This is a genomic window from Actinomadura sp. NPDC048955 (genome assembly GCF_040649435.1).
GTDB classification, from domain to species: Bacteria; Actinomycetota; Actinomycetes; order Streptosporangiales; family Streptosporangiaceae; genus Spirillospora; species Spirillospora luteofluorescens.
The window spans coordinates 1-14,897 of record NZ_JBEZJI010000037.1 but is presented as its reverse complement, the minus strand read 5'-3'; the positions used below and the strand labels follow the sequence as shown (position 1 = coordinate 14,897).

Sequence of the window (14,897 nt, the reverse complement as noted above, 5' to 3'; positions counted from 1 at the left end):
ACCGGCATTAACGGACGCACCGGATAGGAAAGGTTCTGCATGGGATTCCAACTCGGCCTGTTCTCCCCCAACACCGAATCGGGGCTCGCCATCACCACCGCACCGGAGCGATGGCACGCCACCTGGGACGACAATCTACGGCTCGCCCGGATCGCGGACGAGGTCGGCATCGACTTCCTCCTCCCGGTCGCGCGCTGGACGGACTGGGGGCCGGACACCGACTTCCACCGCAGCGCCCTCGATCCGCTGGTGTGGGCCTCCGGGCTGCTCGCCCAGACGACCCGGCTCCGCGTGTTCACCACCGTCCACACCGCGTTCCACCATCCCGTCGTCGCGGCCAAGCAGCTCGCCACCGCCGACCACCTCAGCAGGGGGCGGGTCGGGCTGAACATCGTGGCCGGTTGGCACGCTCCCGAATACGAGATGTTCGGCCTCTCGCTGCCCGGCGACCACGACACGCGCTACGCCCTCGCGCAGGAGTGGTGGGACGTCGTCAGGCGCATCTGGTCGTCCGACGAGCCGTTCGATCACGAGGGGCGGTTCTTCCAGCTCAAGAACGTCGTGGGCAGGCCCAAGCCGTACAACGGGCAGAGCCTTCCCGTCATCAACGCCGGGTCGTCCAAGCAGGGGCGTTCGTTCGCCGCGCGCAACGCCGACCGGGCGTTCACCGTCGTCGGCGGGCCGCAGGACGGGGCCGACATCGTGAAGGCCATCCGCGCCGAGGCCGCCTCGCACGGCCGGGAGGTGGGCGTCTTCACCCTCGGCCACGTCGTGTGCCGGCCGACGAGGAAGGAGGCGGAGGACTTCCGGCACTACTACGCCGACGAGCGCGCCGACTGGCCCGCCGTCGACGAGGTGATGCGGCTGCAGGGGCTGCACGCGCAGTCGTTCACGCCGGACATGCTCCAGGTGTACCGCGACAGGTTCGCGGCCGGCCACGGCAGCTGCCCGCTGGTCGGCGACCCCGACGACGTCGCGGACGGCCTGGCGGATTTCGCTCATGCGGGATTCGACGGTATCGCTCTGTCGTTCCTCAATTACGCTGACGAGTTGGGCTACTTCGCCGCGGAGGTCATGCCGCGGCTGCGCGCCCGAGGTGTTCTGTCCGCCGACCACGAGGAAACGGCCTCCCCGCCAGGACGATGACTTCTTCCGATACCAAGCCGCCCCTGTCCGCCCACCGGCGCGTCCTCAGCAAGGACATGGGAGTCCTGCACGACACCGTCGAGCCGTTCGCCGTCGGCCACGACCTCCAGGCGCTCGAACCGGACGTGCCGATGGACGGCCTGGTCAACGCCCTCGGCGTGGGCTCGGTCAACCTTGTCTGGGTGCGGTACGGGGGCGGCGGCGTCATCGTGGACACGCCGCCCACGGAAGGGCACTTCGCCCTGTGCGCGCCGATGGCGCCCATGGGCGTGGAGTACCGGGCCTCCAGGCGCCGGTCGACCTCGGCGGGCAGCCTCGTCCTGTCGCACGACGAGGCGATGCGGATGACGCCGCATCCGACGGAGGGCTGCCTCGTCATCGCGACGAGCACGGGGCGGCTCGCCGACCATCTCGGCGCCCATCTCGGGCGCGGCCATTCCGCGCCGCTGCGTTTCCACGACGCCGGAGAGGAGGGGCTCGTGCCGTCCTCGATCGTCGAGCGGACCTGGCGCTACGTGTGCGACGTCCTCGACGACGCGGCGGCGCAGGGCGGCCTCCACCCGCTGGCTGAGCGCAGCCTGGAGGAGTCGCTGCTCACGGCGATCCTCCTCGGCCTGCCCCACACGGGCACGCCGAGCCTCGCCGAGCCCGCCGACCGGGTCCCCCACCATCTGGCAGGGATCATCCGGGAGTGGGTGGAGGCGCACCACCACCGCCCGATCGGGGTCACCGACATCGCGGCGGCGGTGGGGCTCGGCGTCCGGCAGCTCCAGGTCGTCTGCCAGACCGAGTGGGGCATGACGCCCACGCAAGTGCTGCGCGGCGTGCGGCTCGACCGCGCCCGCGCCGCGCTCACCGTGGCCCGGCCAGAGCCCGGCGCGATCACCGACGTGGCCGGGGCGGCCGGGTACTTCCACATGAGCCGTTTCGCCGCCCACTACCGGCAGCGTTTCGGCGAGACGCCCTCGCAGACCCTGATGCGGGCCTGAGTCAGTCCTGGGGCCGCTCCATGCCGGTCAGGAGCCGGTCGCCGGCGCGGCGCCCGATCCGGGCGAGGGCCCTGTTCGCGGTGGGCGACACGCGGGAGAGCGCGCGCCACAGGCGCGCCTCGGCGGTGACGAGCACGACCGGCCTGTCCTGCCGGACGGCCCGCAGGATGGCCCGCGCGACCTTCTCCGGCGGGAACCCCCGGCGCTCGGACGCCTGCACGATCCACGCGCGCAGTTCGGTCACCACGTCCGGCGGCATGCCGACGAACCGGGTCCTGCCGACGATGGGGGTGTCGATCACCCCGGGGCAGACGGCGGAGACGCCGATCCCGTAGCGGTCGAGGTCGAGGCGCAGGCTCTCGGTCATCTGCAGGACAGCGGCCTTGGTGGCCCCGTACGCGGGCATGTCGGCGCTGGGCAGGTAGGCGGCCATCGAGGAGATGTTGACGATGTGGCCCCACTCGCCGCGCGCCACCATCTGGCGCCCGAACAGGCGGGAGCCGCGGTACATGCCGTCCAGGTTGATGGAGCGGATGCGGTTCCACTCCTCCTCGGACGTCTCAAGCAGCGACCCCGCGATGGCGATGCCCGCGTTGTTCACGACGACGTCGGGGACGCCGTGAGTGTCATGGACGTCATCGGCGAACCGCTCCATGGCCTCGGCGTCGGCCACGTCCACTCCGTAGGCGTGTGCTTCGCCGTCGGCCGCCTGTATCTCCTCCACCGTGCGCTTGGCGGCGCCCTCGTCGATGTCGGCGACGACGACGCGGGCCCCTGCGGCGGCGAAGGCATGGGCGGTGGCGCGTCCGATGCCACTGCCGGCCCCTGTGATGACGACGAGATCGCCCCCGAAGTCCTTGCCGGGGACTCCCGCCGCGCGCGCGTGGGCGATCGCAGGCGTCTCCGGAGCGCCCTCGATGTGGTCCGCGAACTCGCTGATCCAGCGGGCGACGAGGTCGGGGTGACTGCGCGCCACCCAGTGCCCGGCCGGTGCGCGCCGCACGTACAGGCGCTCCACGGGCCCGCGCGCGGACAGCAGGAGCGCCTGCGACCCGTAGCGGTCCTTGACGGGGACGATGAGCTGGACGGGGACGTCCGTCCGCCCATCGCCGAGCGTCGCCGCGCCCCGGTCCGTCACGGCACGGCCTCTCACGTCGGCACGGCGGCCCATGTTGGCGCGGTACAGGCCGAGCCCGTTGCGGGCGTCCGCGGCCAGCGTGCCGGCCGGATGCCCGGAGCGCGGGTCGGCGCCCTCGCGCAGCCGCATCACCCGGCCGAACCCGGCGGCGAGCACACGGGCGGCGGCCTCGCCCGCCCAGGGCGTCATCAGGACCGGCATGTAGACGCTGCGCCGCGCCTGCCCGAGCACCTCCGCGACGCCCCGCGGCCCGGACCGGACGGACTCACGCGCCCAGCGGGCCATGTGCCGCCGGTCCGGGCCGGAGATGGAGGTGAACGAGGCGACGCGGCCGCGCAGCCGGTCCCCGATGACGGCCTCCCAGCCCTGCACCGAGCCCCAGTCGTGCCCCACCAGGTGGACGGGCTCGTCGGCGCCCACGCCGTCCAGGACGGCCTCCAGGTCGCCCATGAGCGCGTCCAGCCGGTAGTCCAGCGGGTCGGCCGGGGCACCCGACGCCCCGGCACCGCGCACGTCGTAGACGACGACGCGGAACCGTTCGGAGAGCCGCTCGGCGACCTCGTCCCACATCGCGCCCGTGTCGGGGTAGCCGTGGACGAGCACGACCGTCGGCCGGTTCTCCACGCCGCGCACCCGCACGGCCAGCTCGATCTCGCCCGACCTCACCCACTGGTCACGCATCGGCACGCCCGCCTGTCCCTAGGAGCTCGTTTCCCGTGAAACTACGCCCCTGAGGCGGCGTGTCCACAGTTCCCTGGAGGACCGGCCGGCGCAGGTTCGTGCGCGTCTTGGCCGGATCCTCCTCCCGCGGATCGAACAGGCAGGCCTCATGGTGCAGGCCGTGCGGCACGAGGCCTTCGGCCTCCATCAGCGAGTCCATGCGGGCGAGGGACGCGGGCTCGTCGGAGTACGGCCCGCGTTGCAACACCCGCACGCAACACCCGTCGGTGCAGGAGACGTGGCCAGCTCAGGAGGGGCGGGCGCTCAGTCCGGTGCAGGAGCGCAGGCCGTTCCACCGCTTGACCTCCGCCTGGGCGGCGGCGCCCTTCATCGGCAGGGGGATGCCGCCGGAGATGAGCGCGGGGTTCCACTTGTCCTTGGCGACCTTGCCGTTCACCACCTTGAGGAAGAGCACGCCGGACTTCGCCGTCTGGCCCTGCGCGGAGGAGAACACGAAGTTGCCCATGCCGTAATGGACGTACGCGCCGTTCATGTAGCCGCCGCCCAGCGGGATGTGCGCGTGCCCGCCGACCACGACGTCGGCGCCCGCCTCGACGAGCGCCTTGGCGAGCTCCTGCTGGCGAGGCAGCGGGCATCCCTTCAGTTCCGCACCCCAGTGCAGGTGCACGATGACGACGTCCGAGCCCTGGCGCGCCTCCTTCACCGCCTGCACCATGCGCGGGACGTCCTTGGCCGACGCGAGGCCGCCCTTGGTGTCGGTGGCCGTCCACGCCTGGATCAGGTGGTCGTCCAGCACCTGCGTGGCGCCGACGATGGCGATCTTGTTGCCCTTCACCGTGACGCGGTACGGGCGGTAGGCCGCGGCCGCGTTCTTGCCTATGCCGACCACCGGGAACCCGCTGCGCTTGATGGCGGCCAGGGAGTCGCGCAGGCCGCCTTCCATGTAGTCCATGCCGTGGTTGTTGGCCATGGAGGTCACGTCCACGCCCGCCGCCTTCAGCGCCGTGAACGCGGTCGCCGGGGCACGGAAGGTGAACTGCTTGCCGGGCGCGGGCGTCCCCCCGGTCGTGATGGCCGTCTCCAGGTTCACCATGGCGAGGTCGGCCGCGCGCAGCTGCTTGGCGATCGGGCCCAGCGCCGTGGACGGCTGGGCCAGCCGTCCGCGCAGCGACCCCTCGAAGTGCGTGTCGCCGCCGAACGCGATCAGGATCGGCTGCTTGGCGGCCTTCGCCGGCCGCGTCCCGCCCGGCTGCCCGCCGGACGGCGAGGCCGGGGGCGTCGCGCCCTCCGCACTGGACTTGTCCGAGCCGCCGCCGCACGCCGCCGCGGCCAGCGCCACCCCGGCCATGACCAGGGCCGTCGTCCCTCGCACGGCCGTCTTCCCCCGCATGGCCATAGCCTCGCCTCCGTCCGGCCCCCCGTGGACCTGTGGGTCGGGATCGGCCCAGCATGCCATGAGCGCCCCGCGTCCCGACAAAGACGCACAACTCTTTGTCTTGAACCGTTCATGTTTACGGGGATAGGTTGACCCGCATGACCGCAGCCGAGACGCCGAGGCCCCGCACCCGATGACCGTGGCGAGCCCCGCCCGGCCGGAGCGCCGCGCCGCCGGTGCCCACCGCCTGGTGTGCCGGAGCTGCGGGGCGGCCGAGGACGTCGACCGCGCCGCGGAGCACGACCCCTGCCTGGAGCCGGCGGCCGGCACCGGCTTCCGGATCGAGGCCGCCGAGGTGACGTTCCGGGGCCTGTGCCCCGCCTGCCGCGCTCGCGCGGACGGCGACTGACCATCACCGGAGGGGAGGCCCGGCCTCGGGGCCGCCCCTCGCCGGGAGCGGCCGGGCGACCTCCCGCCCGGCCGCTCCCCCTCCGCCCCGTTCTGTGCGTTAACGTGCACGATCATGTCCCTGCGCTTCGACCAGACCGGCTGGGAGCCGCTCCAGCCCGGTGCCTACCGCAACGCCGACGGCGACACCGTCGGCCTCTACGGCTTCGACCTCCCGCCCGACCTGCCCGCCCCGCTGGAACGGCTCGACGACCTGCGCCGCCGCATCTCCGCCACGACCGCCGAATCCGGCGGCGGCCTGATCGAGCTGGACGTGATCACGCTGGACGGGCTCCCGGCCGTCCAGCAGATCGTCAAGCTGCCGCTGCCCGACCGCCCGACCGGGGTGGCCTACATCGCCTCCTTCACCGTCCCGCGCGCGGACCGCAGCCTCGTGCTCAAGATCCAGTGCCTGGAGCAGGGCGTCACCGGCATGCGCGACAGCACCGCCCTCAATCACTACCTGACCGAGTACGGGCAGGGCCACGACCTCCAGGACATGATGCGCTGGTGGGCGCAGCACGCCTACGCCCCGGAGATCCAGGGCGGCCTGCCCCGCAACCTCTCCGAGGACCCGGGCTGGGACCCGCACTTCCCCCAGCACCCCCTGTCCCGCGCCCGCCGCGTCCTGACCGGCCTGGCCCCCAGCATCGAACTCCACCCCGTCTTCAAGGCCGCCCCGCCCTTCTCCGGCTGACCCGTCCGGAGAAAGGACCACACGGCGCGCCGAATAGGGCTTTATAGCGCCGCAACTCCGAAATGCCGTTATGGGTCATGCCTCGCCATGGCGCCGTCCGGGACGGGCGGCCATGATAGAGAGACGGTCCCGTTCACAAGGAGTGTCTCGATGGGCGACCGCACGGCCTTCCGCACCTGCCCCCTCTGCGAAGCCCTGTGCGGGCTCGAACTGACCCTCGACGAGGCGGGGGCGGTCACGCGCGTCCGGGGCGACGAGAAGGACCCGTTCAGCAAGGGCTACATCTGCCCCAAGGGCGCCACGCTCGGGAGCCTCGACGGCGACCCCGACCGGCTCGCGGAGCCGCTCGTGGCCGGCGAGGACTCCGGGTGGGACGAGGCGTTCGCGACGGTGGGCCGGCGGCTGGCGGAGGTCATCGCGCGGCACGGGCGGGACGCCGTCGCCGTCTACATCGGCAACCCGACGGCCCACTCCATCGCGGGGCCGCTGTACGGGTCCGCGATCGTCAAGGCGCTCGGCACCCGCAACCTCTTCACCGCGAGCACCGCCGACCAGATGCCGAAGCACGTGGCGTGCGGGCACATGTTCGGCGACCCCCTGGCGATCCCCGTGCCCGACCTCGACCGCACCGGGCACCTGCTCATGCTCGGGGCGAACCCCCTGGAGTCCAACGGCAGCCTCGCGTCCGCGCCCGACTTCCCCGGACGGCTCAAGGCGATCCGGGCGCGCGGCGGGAAGATCACGGTCGTCGACCCGCGCCGGACGCGGACCGCCGCCCTCGCCGACGAGCACCTGTTCATCCGCCCGGGGACGGACGCGTTCCTCCTGATGGCCCTCGTCCACACCCTGTTCGCCGAGGACCTGGTCAGGACCGCCGAGCACCTCGCCGGGCGCGTCAACGGCCTGGACGACCTGCGCGCCCTCGCCGTCGACTTCGCCCCCGAGGACGTCGCGGCCGTCACGGGCGTCCCGGCCGCGACGATCCGCAGGACCGCGCGCGAGCTGGCCGCGGCCGAGCGCGCCGCCGTCTACGGCCGCATCGGGACGTGCACCCAGGCCTACGGGACGCTGAACAGCTGGCTCGTGGACGTCCTGAACGTCCTCACCGGGAACCTCGACCGCCCGGGCGGGGCGATGTTCCCGCGGCCCGCCCACGCCCCGGTGTACCGGCGCAAGAAGCCGTTCACGACCGGGCGGTGGCGCAGCCGCGTCCGCGGGCTGCCCGAGGTCAACGGCGAGCTGCCCGTCGCGACGCTCGCCGACGAGATCGAGACGCCCGGCGAGGGCCGGGTCAGGGCGCTGATCACCATCGGCGGGAACCCGGCCCTGTCGGCGCCGAACGCCGCCCGGCTCGACCGCGCGCTCGCCGGCCTGGAGTTCATGGTCAGCGTCGACCCCTACCTGAACGAGACGACCCGGCACGCGCACGTGGTCCTGCCGCCACCGCGCCCCGCGCAGACCCCGCACTACGACATCGCGCTGACCGGGCTCGCCGTCCGCGACTACGCGCGCTACTCGCCCGCGGTCGTCCCGCTGCCCGAGGGGCGGCCCAGCGAGGCCGAGATCCTGGCGCGGCTCGCCCTGGCCGCCTCCGGGACCGGCGGCGACCCCGCCCTGCTCGACGAGATGATCATCAAGGCGACGCTGGAGAAGGCCGCCCGGCTCCCCGGCTCCCCGGTACTAGGCCGCGAGCCCGACGAGCTGCGCAAGATGCTCGACACCGGCACCCTCACCGAGCAGCGCCTCGACATGATGCTCCGCCTCGGCCCCTACGGGGACGCGTTCGGCGGCGAGCCCGCCCTCCGCGAGGAGACCGGCGGCGCCTCCGGCGTCACCGGCCTCACGCTGACGCGGCTGCGCACCGAGTACCCGCACGGGCTCGACCTCGGCGCCCTCAAACCGCGGCTGGACGAGGTCCTGTGCACCACGTCCGGCCGGATCGAGCTGTGCCCGTCCACGTGCGCCGCCGACGTCGACCGGCTGCGCTCCGCCCTGCGCGATCCGGGGACGTCCGGCGGCATGGTGCTGATCGGCCGCCGCCACCTGCGGTCCAACAACAGCTGGCTGCACAACGTCCCCGAGCTGGTGCGCGGCTCCAACACCTGCACCCTCCAGCTCAACCCGGCCGACGCCGACCGGCTCGGCATCGCGGCGGGCGACACGGTCCGCGTCACGTCCCGTGCGGGCGCCCTGGAGGCCGTCGCCGAGCCCACCGACACGATCATGGCCGGGGTGGTCAGCCTGCCGCACGGCTGGGGCCACGACCGCCCCGGGACCCGGACGCGGGTCGCGAGCGGGCACGCCGGGGTGAACGTCAACGCCGTCACCGACGAGCAGGAGATCGACCCGCTCTCGGGCAACGCCGTCCTCAACGGCGTCCCCGTCACCCTGGAGGCGGCGCGCTGACCCTTTGTTTAGGCCCTCCCGGCACCAGGTAGGTATGACTGGCCGCGGGCGAACGCGGGAGACTAGGGTCGCAACAGGCGTCCCAGCAGGACCGCGGAGGAGGGGCATGAACCGACGGGTCAACATCTTCCGGCGCGGAGAGAGCCCCCAGGCGACCGCGCGGCTGGCCGACGCCACCGAGAGGCTGGAGCACGCCGGCGGCCTGGACCGCCCCATCAGGGTCCTGTCCGGGGCCGTCCGGCGGGTGCTGCGTCCAGGGCCGGTCAAGGACGCCCTGCACGGCGTCCCGGTCGGCCATCCGGCCCACGCGCCGCTCACCGACCTGCCCATCGGGCTGTGGATGTCGGCCGCCGTCCTGGACCTCGTCCCCGGCACGCGCCGCGCCTCGCAGGTCCTGGTCGCCGCCGGGCTCGCCGGCGCCGTCCCGACCGTCCTCACCGGCATCGCCGACTGGTCGGCCCTGCACCGCGAGCAGCAGCGCGTCGGGCTCGTCCACGCCGCCGGGACGGCCACCGCGAGCATGCTGTACTCGGCGTCCCTCGTGGCCCGCTACCAGGGCCGCGACGCCGCCGGGCGCGCGTTCGGCTTCGCGGGCCTCAGCGCCCTCGTCGCGGGCGCCTACCTCGGCGGGCACCTGGCGTTCCGGCAGGCCGCCGGCGCCAGCCACGCCGACCAGCTCGCCCACCTCGTCCCGCTCGGATGGCACGACCTGTGCGCCGTCGAAGACCTCCCGGACGGGTGGCCCGTGGCCCGGCGCCTCGGCTACATCGACCTGTTCGTGCTGCGGCAGGGCGAGGAGGTGCACGTCCTCGCCGACCGCTGCAGCCACCTCGCCGGACCGCTCCACCAGGGCCGCGTCCTCACCGACGACGGCGCCGACACGTGCGTCGTCTGCCCCTGGCACGGCAGCACGTTCCGCGTCGCCGACGGCTCCGTCGTCCACGGCCCGGCCACGGCCCGCCAGCCGTCCTTCGAGACCCGCGTCACCGAGGACGGCACCCTCCAGGTCCGCCCGGTCTGACGTCTCCGGCCTGAAAGCTTCGATCTGAGGCGCTCGCGCATCCGCGCGGGCGCCTTCGCGCATGCCCGCCCGTCCTGCGATGGTCCGCCGCCCTGCGCGATGGCGCCCGTATAGCCCGGAGGTCGGGGAGATCATGGGATTTTCACTGAATGCCCCCTTTCAGAGGGGAATAGATGTCCATTATGGGGCTTTCGCCAGCGGAATGGAGATTGCCGTTGGCCGTTCCGCGAGAAAGCCTTCACAGTGCGCACTGATCACTATTCTCAATGTTTGCGACCTGCACGACATGCGCGGAATTCCCCACGGGAAGCGTGATCAAGGAAACGATGCCGGACACCTCCGGCATCGAAGATCATTTCGATGGGGGAAGAATGAGGACAAGCGCGCGAACCGGCATGGCACTCGCCGTGGCCGGTGCGGCGGGCGGGCTGTCGCTGCTGTCCGGCGGCGCCGTCGCCGTCGCGGCGACCGGAGCGAGCCACGCCGAGGCGGCCAGCAGCGCCAGCCAGGCGGCCGTCTGCCGGTACGAGGTCACCGCACGGCACGGCCTGGCGGTCCGCACGGGTCCCGGCGTCAAGTTCAAGCGGGTCGGCACGCTGCCGTACCGCAAGCACATCAGCGCCGACTGCAAGAAGACCGGCTGGACCCAGCTGCGCGGCAGCGTCCCGCCGGCCTGGATCGGCAAGTGGGTCGCGGTGCGGTACCTCAAGCCGATCACGGCCGTCAAGGTGTGCCGGTACGAGGTCATCGCCAAGCACGGCCTGGCGGTCCGCAACGGCCCCGGCACCAAGTTCAAGCAGGTCGGCACGCTGCCCTACGGCAAGCACATCGGCGCCGACTGCAAGAACAGCGGCTGGACCCAGCTGCGCCAGAGCGTCCCGCCGGCCTGGATCGGCAAGTGGGTCGCGGTGCGGTACCTCAAGCCGATCAAGCCGCACGGCGGCGTGATGGCCGGTGGCGGCGGCACCTCGATGTCGAGTTTCCCGATGCTGGCCGGCGCCGGTCTCGGGGTTCTCGCCCTGGGCGGCGGCATCGCCGTCGCGGCCCGTCGCCGTCAGGTGAAGGGCGTTTCCTGAGCCCATGGACACGAGAAGGCGTGGTGGCCGGTCGAGCCGTTTCTGGTATCGGCTGGCCGCCGCGCTCATCGCGACAGGGACCGCGATGTTCGTCGTGGGATTGGTGCGCGGCCACACCGATCCTCCGCCGCAGCCGCCGTCCTCGGATCTCATCCAGCCGGCTCCCAGAAGCGCGGCGCCCGAACCGGAAATCGCACTTCGGCCGTCCGTTCCCGAACGCGTCAGAATACCCTCGATAAAGGTCAACGCCCCGATCCGCCGCGTCACCACGGAACGGGACGGGACGCTCGGCGTCCCGCCGCTCACCCGGGTCCGCGAGGTCGGCTGGTGGGAGGACGGCCCGACGCCGGGCGAGAACGGCAGCAGCGTGCTCGTCGGCCACGTCGACTCCAAGTCGGGTCCGGGCGCCTTCTACCGGCTCGGCGCGCTCCGCCCGGGCCGCAGGATCGAGGTCGTCCGCGCGGACGGCACGGCGCCGGCCTTCCGCATCGACCGGATCAAGCGCGTCGACAAGGACGAGTTCCCGACCGACAGCGTCTACGGGCAGCAAGGCCGGCCGGAACTGCGGCTGGTCACCTGCGGCGGCCGGTTCGACCGCAAGCGGGGCCACTACCTGGACAACGTCATCGTCTACGCGTCCCTGATACCCGATCCCCGGAACGCCGTTCCGGGCACGCACCGCAAGTCCTGACAGCGGTCGCCGGGCGGGCCCGGCCGGGCCCGCCCGGACCGTCTCGGGACGGTCAGCCGGAGGGTTCGGCGCCGTCGGAGGACACGGGGTGCTCCACCAGGGCCAGGACCCGGCTCGCCATGAAGCGGGCCGTGCGCACGGGCGTACCCGTCCGGGTGACCTCGCTGACCTCCACGACGCCGCGCCGCGTCGCGATCTCCACGCGGCGGCCCGCCCGGCTCGCCGCGACCTCGTACGTCCGCGTTCCCTCGCCCCCGGCGTCGATCACGATTTCGACCCTGTCGCCCTTCATCCCGCGCGAACCTCCGGTAGTCGAACGTATATTCGACTTATACCCGGAACGTCCGGTTCGCAACCCTGCCGAACAGCGCGAAAGCCCTGGTCAGGCCAGAAGATTGACGATCGCGACGACGCCCACCACGACGATCACTGCGCGCAGCGCCAGCGGCGGGATGCGGCGGCCGACCTTGGCGCCGATCACGCCCCCGCAGGTGGAGCCCGCGGCGATGAGCAGCACGACCCACCAGTTGATCTCCGCGTCGGCGAACAGCCACATCAGCGTGAACAGGATCGCGGCGGTGCCGTTCACGACCGCCGACAGGACGTTCTTGCCCGCGTTCAGGCGCTGCAGGTCGTCGTCCAGCATGATGCCGAGCAGCGCGATGAGGATGATGCCCTGCGCGGCGCCGAAGTAGCCGCCGTACATGCCCGCGAGGAGCACCCCGACCCACAGCGCCGGGCCGCCGTGCTGTGGGCGGTGCTCGCCCTCCCGGCGGCGCAGCATCCACTTCTGCAGCCGCGGCTGCATCACCACGAGGACCAGCGCGATGATGATCAGCGCGATGACGATGACGTCGAACGCCTCGGCCGGCAGGCCGAGCAGCAGCAGGCCGCCGATCACGGCCCCGATGAAGGAGCCGGAGGCCAGGCGCGTCAGCCGGCCGCGCTGCCCCTTCAACTCGTGGCGGTAGCCGTACGCGCCCGTCACGCCCCCCGGGACGAGCCCGATGTTGTTGGAGATGTTCGCGACCACGGGCGGGTAGCCGAGCGCCACCAGGGTCGGGAAGGTGATCAGGGAACCGGACCCGACGACGGTGTTGATGCCTCCGGCGGCCACACCGGCCGCGAAGACGGCGGCCGCGTCCAGCAGATTCACGTCCGTCCCATCCCTGCGTTACGAGTTCCCGACGGTGCGCACATCGTAGGGACCCCGCCGCGCGGCACCGTCGATCGGGGGGTCGTTTTGTGGCGTCCCGCCCGGTTCAGCGGGCCGAGCGGGCGTACCAGCGGCCGTTCTGGCGGTCGATCGCCAGCGGCAGCCCGAACGTCGCCGACAGGTGCTCGCGGGTAAAGACCTCGTCCACCTTGCCCTGGGTGACGACCTCCCCGCGGCGCAGCAGCAGCGCGTGGGTGAAGCCCTCCGGGACCTCCTCCACGTGGTGGGAGACCATCGCGATGGCGGGCGCGGCCGGGTCGTCGGCGAGGGCCGCGAGGCGGGCGACGAGGTCCTCGCGTCCGCCGAGGTCGAGGCCGGCGGCGGGCTCGTCCAGCAGGAGCAGCTCGGGGTCGGGCATCAGCGCGCGGGCGATCTGGACGCGCTTGCGCTCACCCTCCGACAGGGTGCTGAACGTCCGGCGGATCAGGTCGGCGGCGCCGAGGGCCTCCAGCAGCGCGACGGCCCGGTCGAGGTCGGTCGAGTCGTACTCCTCCTGCCAGCGGCCGAGGATCGCGTACGAGGCGGTCAGCACGAGGTCGATGACCGTCTCACCGGACGGGACCTTCTCCGCGACGGACGAGCTGGCGAGCCCGATCCGCGGCCGGAGCTCGAACACGTCGGTGCGGCCGAGCTCCTCCTCCAGGATCTCGACGCTGCCCTCGGTGGGATGCAGCATGGCCGCGGCGATCTGCAGCAACGTGGTCTTGCCCGCGCCGTTCGGGCCGACGATGACCCACCGGTCGCCCTCGTTCACCGTCCATGTGACGTCGCGCAGCAGGGTGGCCCCGCCGCGCCTGACCCCGACTCCGCGGAGTTGAAGCACCTCGCCTGCCATCGCGCGCCTTCGTCCCCAATCCGGTGGTCCGTGCTGCCGCTTGCAGGAAAGAACCTATGCGATCCGGGGCGGCCGTGGCCCCCCGGGATCGGCCCCGGACGGCGGCCCCGGGACGCCGCCGCGCCGCGAGAGGTCCCTTACGTCCGGTGGCACCAGCGATTCGAGCGCTTATCGTGGATCGCATGCCCATTGCGGAACGCACGAGACCGAGAATGAGCACGGACGTATGAGCAGGGCCGTCGCTATCGCCCTCGTCGCCTGGGGCAACGCCTGGCTGACGGGGCACGTCGGCCTGGACGAGGCCGTCGACGAGATCGAGAAGAGCGCGGGCCCGCAGATCGTCGGCGGCGAGCCCGCCGAGGTGACGCTGCGGCGCGGCCTCGGCGACCTGCGCGTCGGCGGGCTGGCCGCGCTGCGGCTGGCGCTGCCGGAGCCGGGCGACCCGCTCGGGCTGACGGGGCCGCCGTCCTTCAACACCGCGGCGATCGAGGCGGGCGCCGCCGTCGTCGCCGTGCTGGACGGGCGGGCGATGGGGCTCGTCCCGTCGGAGGACCGGCGCGGCTCGTCCTACGTCGGCGTCCGCTGGACGACGCACGACGCGTCGGCGGCGCCGCCCGACGTCCCGTCCCTCGCGGAGGCCGACCGGCGGCTCACGCTCGCCATGCGGGACGCCACCGAGGCGCTGCTGACCGTCGACGACTTCGCCGGCGTCCCGCCCGAGATCGGGGACGCCCTGGTCGACCTGCGCGATCCCGACCGCGGCGACCACCCGCTGTCCCCCGGCTACCCGCCCCGCGCCCACCGCGTCGCCGCCCTCGCCGGCCGCCTCTCCTTCGTCGTCGACCTCGCCCGGCAGATGGACGACCGCGGCCTCAGCGCCGACCAGATGAGGCGCCGCGACGAGGCCCTCCGCCTCCTGGACGCCGCCGTACGCCGCGCCCTGGTGGCAGCGTGCAACAGTGCGTTCGACCCGGTGCCTGGAGCGGAGCGCTAGCGCAGCGCAAGGCACCGGGTCGAACCCGCTCTTCCCGGGGGTGTGGGGGGTCGCCCCCCACAGAGAAACTGCCCCGGTGCCTGGAGCGGAGCGCTAGCTGTACTTGGCCATGATCTTGGTGACACCTGACCGGTAGGTGTTTGATCAGCAAGAAGACCTCCGGGCGTAGTGGAGTTTGCACGCTT

The 14,897-nt window shown here is 72.8% G+C and carries 15 protein-coding genes; 9 read left to right on the top strand and 6 right to left on the bottom strand.

Annotated features, from left to right (window positions below; genetic code table 11):
* The first annotated feature begins 39 nt into the window (after positions 1-39).
* Positions 40-1,146, top strand: coding sequence for an LLM class flavin-dependent oxidoreductase (locus AB0C84_RS29300; protein ID WP_361072720.1), 1,107 nt, complete (start codon positions 40-42; stop codon positions 1,144-1,146).
* A complete protein-coding gene (locus AB0C84_RS29295; RefSeq protein WP_361072717.1) occupies positions 1,143-2,135 on the top strand; it encodes a helix-turn-helix transcriptional regulator in 993 nt (330 codons plus the stop codon). The genes AB0C84_RS29300 and AB0C84_RS29295 overlap by 4 nt, the downstream gene beginning before the upstream one ends.
* A gap of 1 nt (position 2,136) precedes the next feature.
* Here the strand turns inward: AB0C84_RS29295 and AB0C84_RS29290 are convergent, their stop codons facing one another.
* From AB0C84_RS29290 to AB0C84_RS29280, 3 genes are all read right to left on the bottom strand, one after another.
* Positions 2,137-3,954 carry an SDR family oxidoreductase gene (locus AB0C84_RS29290; protein WP_361072860.1) on the bottom strand — a complete coding sequence of 606 codons (1,818 nt, stop codon included), beginning with the start codon at positions 3,952-3,954 and terminating at the stop codon, positions 2,137-2,139.
* Positions 3,947-4,153 carry a hypothetical protein gene (locus tag AB0C84_RS29285; RefSeq protein ID WP_361072714.1) on the bottom strand — a complete coding sequence of 69 codons (207 nt, stop codon included), beginning with the start codon at positions 4,151-4,153 and terminating at the stop codon, positions 3,947-3,949. The genes AB0C84_RS29290 and AB0C84_RS29285 overlap by 8 nt, the downstream gene beginning before the upstream one ends.
* 87 nt (positions 4,154-4,240) lie before the next feature.
* A complete protein-coding gene (locus AB0C84_RS29280; RefSeq protein WP_258941907.1) occupies positions 4,241-5,344 on the bottom strand; it encodes a CapA family protein in 1,104 nt (367 codons plus the stop codon).
* A gap of 178 nt (positions 5,345-5,522) precedes the next feature.
* On the opposite strand from AB0C84_RS29280, the gene AB0C84_RS29275 reads away from it, so the two are divergent.
* The 6 genes from AB0C84_RS29275 to AB0C84_RS29250 all read left to right on the top strand — a co-directional run bounded on the left by AB0C84_RS29275 (position 5,523) and on the right by AB0C84_RS29250 (position 11,667).
* Positions 5,523-5,738 (top strand): hypothetical protein, encoded by a 216-nt coding sequence (locus tag AB0C84_RS29275; protein ID WP_361072710.1) that lies wholly within the window; start codon positions 5,523-5,525, stop codon positions 5,736-5,738.
* Positions 5,739-5,852: 114 nt separating this feature from the next.
* A complete protein-coding gene (locus tag AB0C84_RS29270; RefSeq protein WP_218905551.1) occupies positions 5,853-6,473 on the top strand; it encodes a hypothetical protein in 621 nt (206 codons plus the stop codon).
* Between the two features lie 150 nt (positions 6,474-6,623).
* On the top strand, positions 6,624-8,879 hold the full coding sequence (locus AB0C84_RS29265; protein WP_361072706.1) for a molybdopterin oxidoreductase family protein: 2,256 nt from the start codon (positions 6,624-6,626) through the stop codon (positions 8,877-8,879).
* Positions 8,880-8,985: 106 nt separating this feature from the next.
* Entirely contained in the window at positions 8,986-9,900 is a 915-nt protein-coding gene (locus AB0C84_RS29260; protein WP_179845430.1) for a Rieske (2Fe-2S) protein, read from the top strand.
* A 395-nt stretch (positions 9,901-10,295) separates the two neighbouring features.
* Positions 10,296-10,976, top strand: a complete 681-nt coding sequence (locus tag AB0C84_RS29255; RefSeq protein WP_179845429.1) for a hypothetical protein — start codon at positions 10,296-10,298, stop codon at positions 10,974-10,976.
* A gap of 4 nt (positions 10,977-10,980) precedes the next feature.
* Entirely contained in the window at positions 10,981-11,667 is a 687-nt protein-coding gene (locus tag AB0C84_RS29250) for a class F sortase (RefSeq protein ID WP_361072703.1), read from the top strand.
* 52 nt (positions 11,668-11,719) lie between these two features.
* Here AB0C84_RS29250 and AB0C84_RS29245 read toward each other — a convergent pair whose 3' ends face one another.
* The 3 genes from AB0C84_RS29245 to AB0C84_RS29235 form a co-directional block, all read right to left on the bottom strand.
* Positions 11,720-11,959: a hypothetical protein gene (locus AB0C84_RS29245; protein ID WP_179845427.1), complete on the bottom strand. Its 240-nt coding sequence runs from the start codon at positions 11,957-11,959 to the stop codon at positions 11,720-11,722.
* A 90-nt stretch (positions 11,960-12,049) separates the two neighbouring features.
* On the bottom strand, positions 12,050-12,823 hold the full coding sequence (locus AB0C84_RS29240; RefSeq protein ID WP_361072700.1) for a sulfite exporter TauE/SafE family protein: 774 nt from the start codon (positions 12,821-12,823) through the stop codon (positions 12,050-12,052).
* Between the two features lie 106 nt (positions 12,824-12,929).
* Entirely contained in the window at positions 12,930-13,718 is a 789-nt protein-coding gene (locus tag AB0C84_RS29235) for an ABC transporter ATP-binding protein (RefSeq protein ID WP_361072697.1), read from the bottom strand.
* 226 nt (positions 13,719-13,944) lie between these two features.
* Here AB0C84_RS29235 and AB0C84_RS29230 point away from each other — a divergent pair, with 226 nt between their 5' ends.
* Positions 13,945-14,712, top strand: a complete 768-nt coding sequence (locus tag AB0C84_RS29230) for a hypothetical protein (protein WP_179845424.1) — start codon at positions 13,945-13,947, stop codon at positions 14,710-14,712.
* The last annotated feature ends 185 nt before the right edge of the window (positions 14,713-14,897 follow it).

Coding starts and splice junctions, on each gene's coding strand:
- AB0C84_RS29300 (WP_361072720.1), top strand. CDS start 40: ATGGGATTCCAACTCGGCCTGTTCTCCCCCAACACCGAATCGGGGCTC.
- AB0C84_RS29295 (WP_361072717.1), top strand. CDS start 1,143: ATGACTTCTTCCGATACCAAGCCGCCCCTGTCCGCCCACCGGCGCGTC.
- AB0C84_RS29290 (WP_361072860.1), bottom strand. CDS start 3,954: ATGCGTGACCAGTGGGTGAGGTCGGGCGAGATCGAGCTGGCCGTGCGG.
- AB0C84_RS29285 (WP_361072714.1), bottom strand. CDS start 4,153: ATGGACTCGCTGATGGAGGCCGAAGGCCTCGTGCCGCACGGCCTGCAC.
- AB0C84_RS29280 (WP_258941907.1), bottom strand. CDS start 5,344: ATGCGGGGGAAGACGGCCGTGCGAGGGACGACGGCCCTGGTCATGGCC.
- AB0C84_RS29275 (WP_361072710.1), top strand. CDS start 5,523: ATGACCGTGGCGAGCCCCGCCCGGCCGGAGCGCCGCGCCGCCGGTGCC.
- AB0C84_RS29270 (WP_218905551.1), top strand. CDS start 5,853: ATGTCCCTGCGCTTCGACCAGACCGGCTGGGAGCCGCTCCAGCCCGGT.
- AB0C84_RS29265 (WP_361072706.1), top strand. CDS start 6,624: ATGGGCGACCGCACGGCCTTCCGCACCTGCCCCCTCTGCGAAGCCCTG.
- AB0C84_RS29260 (WP_179845430.1), top strand. CDS start 8,986: ATGAACCGACGGGTCAACATCTTCCGGCGCGGAGAGAGCCCCCAGGCG.
- AB0C84_RS29255 (WP_179845429.1), top strand. CDS start 10,296: ATGGCACTCGCCGTGGCCGGTGCGGCGGGCGGGCTGTCGCTGCTGTCC.
- AB0C84_RS29250 (WP_361072703.1), top strand. CDS start 10,981: ATGGACACGAGAAGGCGTGGTGGCCGGTCGAGCCGTTTCTGGTATCGG.
- AB0C84_RS29245 (WP_179845427.1), bottom strand. CDS start 11,959: ATGAAGGGCGACAGGGTCGAAATCGTGATCGACGCCGGGGGCGAGGGA.
- AB0C84_RS29235 (WP_361072697.1), bottom strand. CDS start 13,718: ATGGCAGGCGAGGTGCTTCAACTCCGCGGAGTCGGGGTCAGGCGCGGC.
- AB0C84_RS29230 (WP_179845424.1), top strand. CDS start 13,945: ATGAGCAGGGCCGTCGCTATCGCCCTCGTCGCCTGGGGCAACGCCTGG.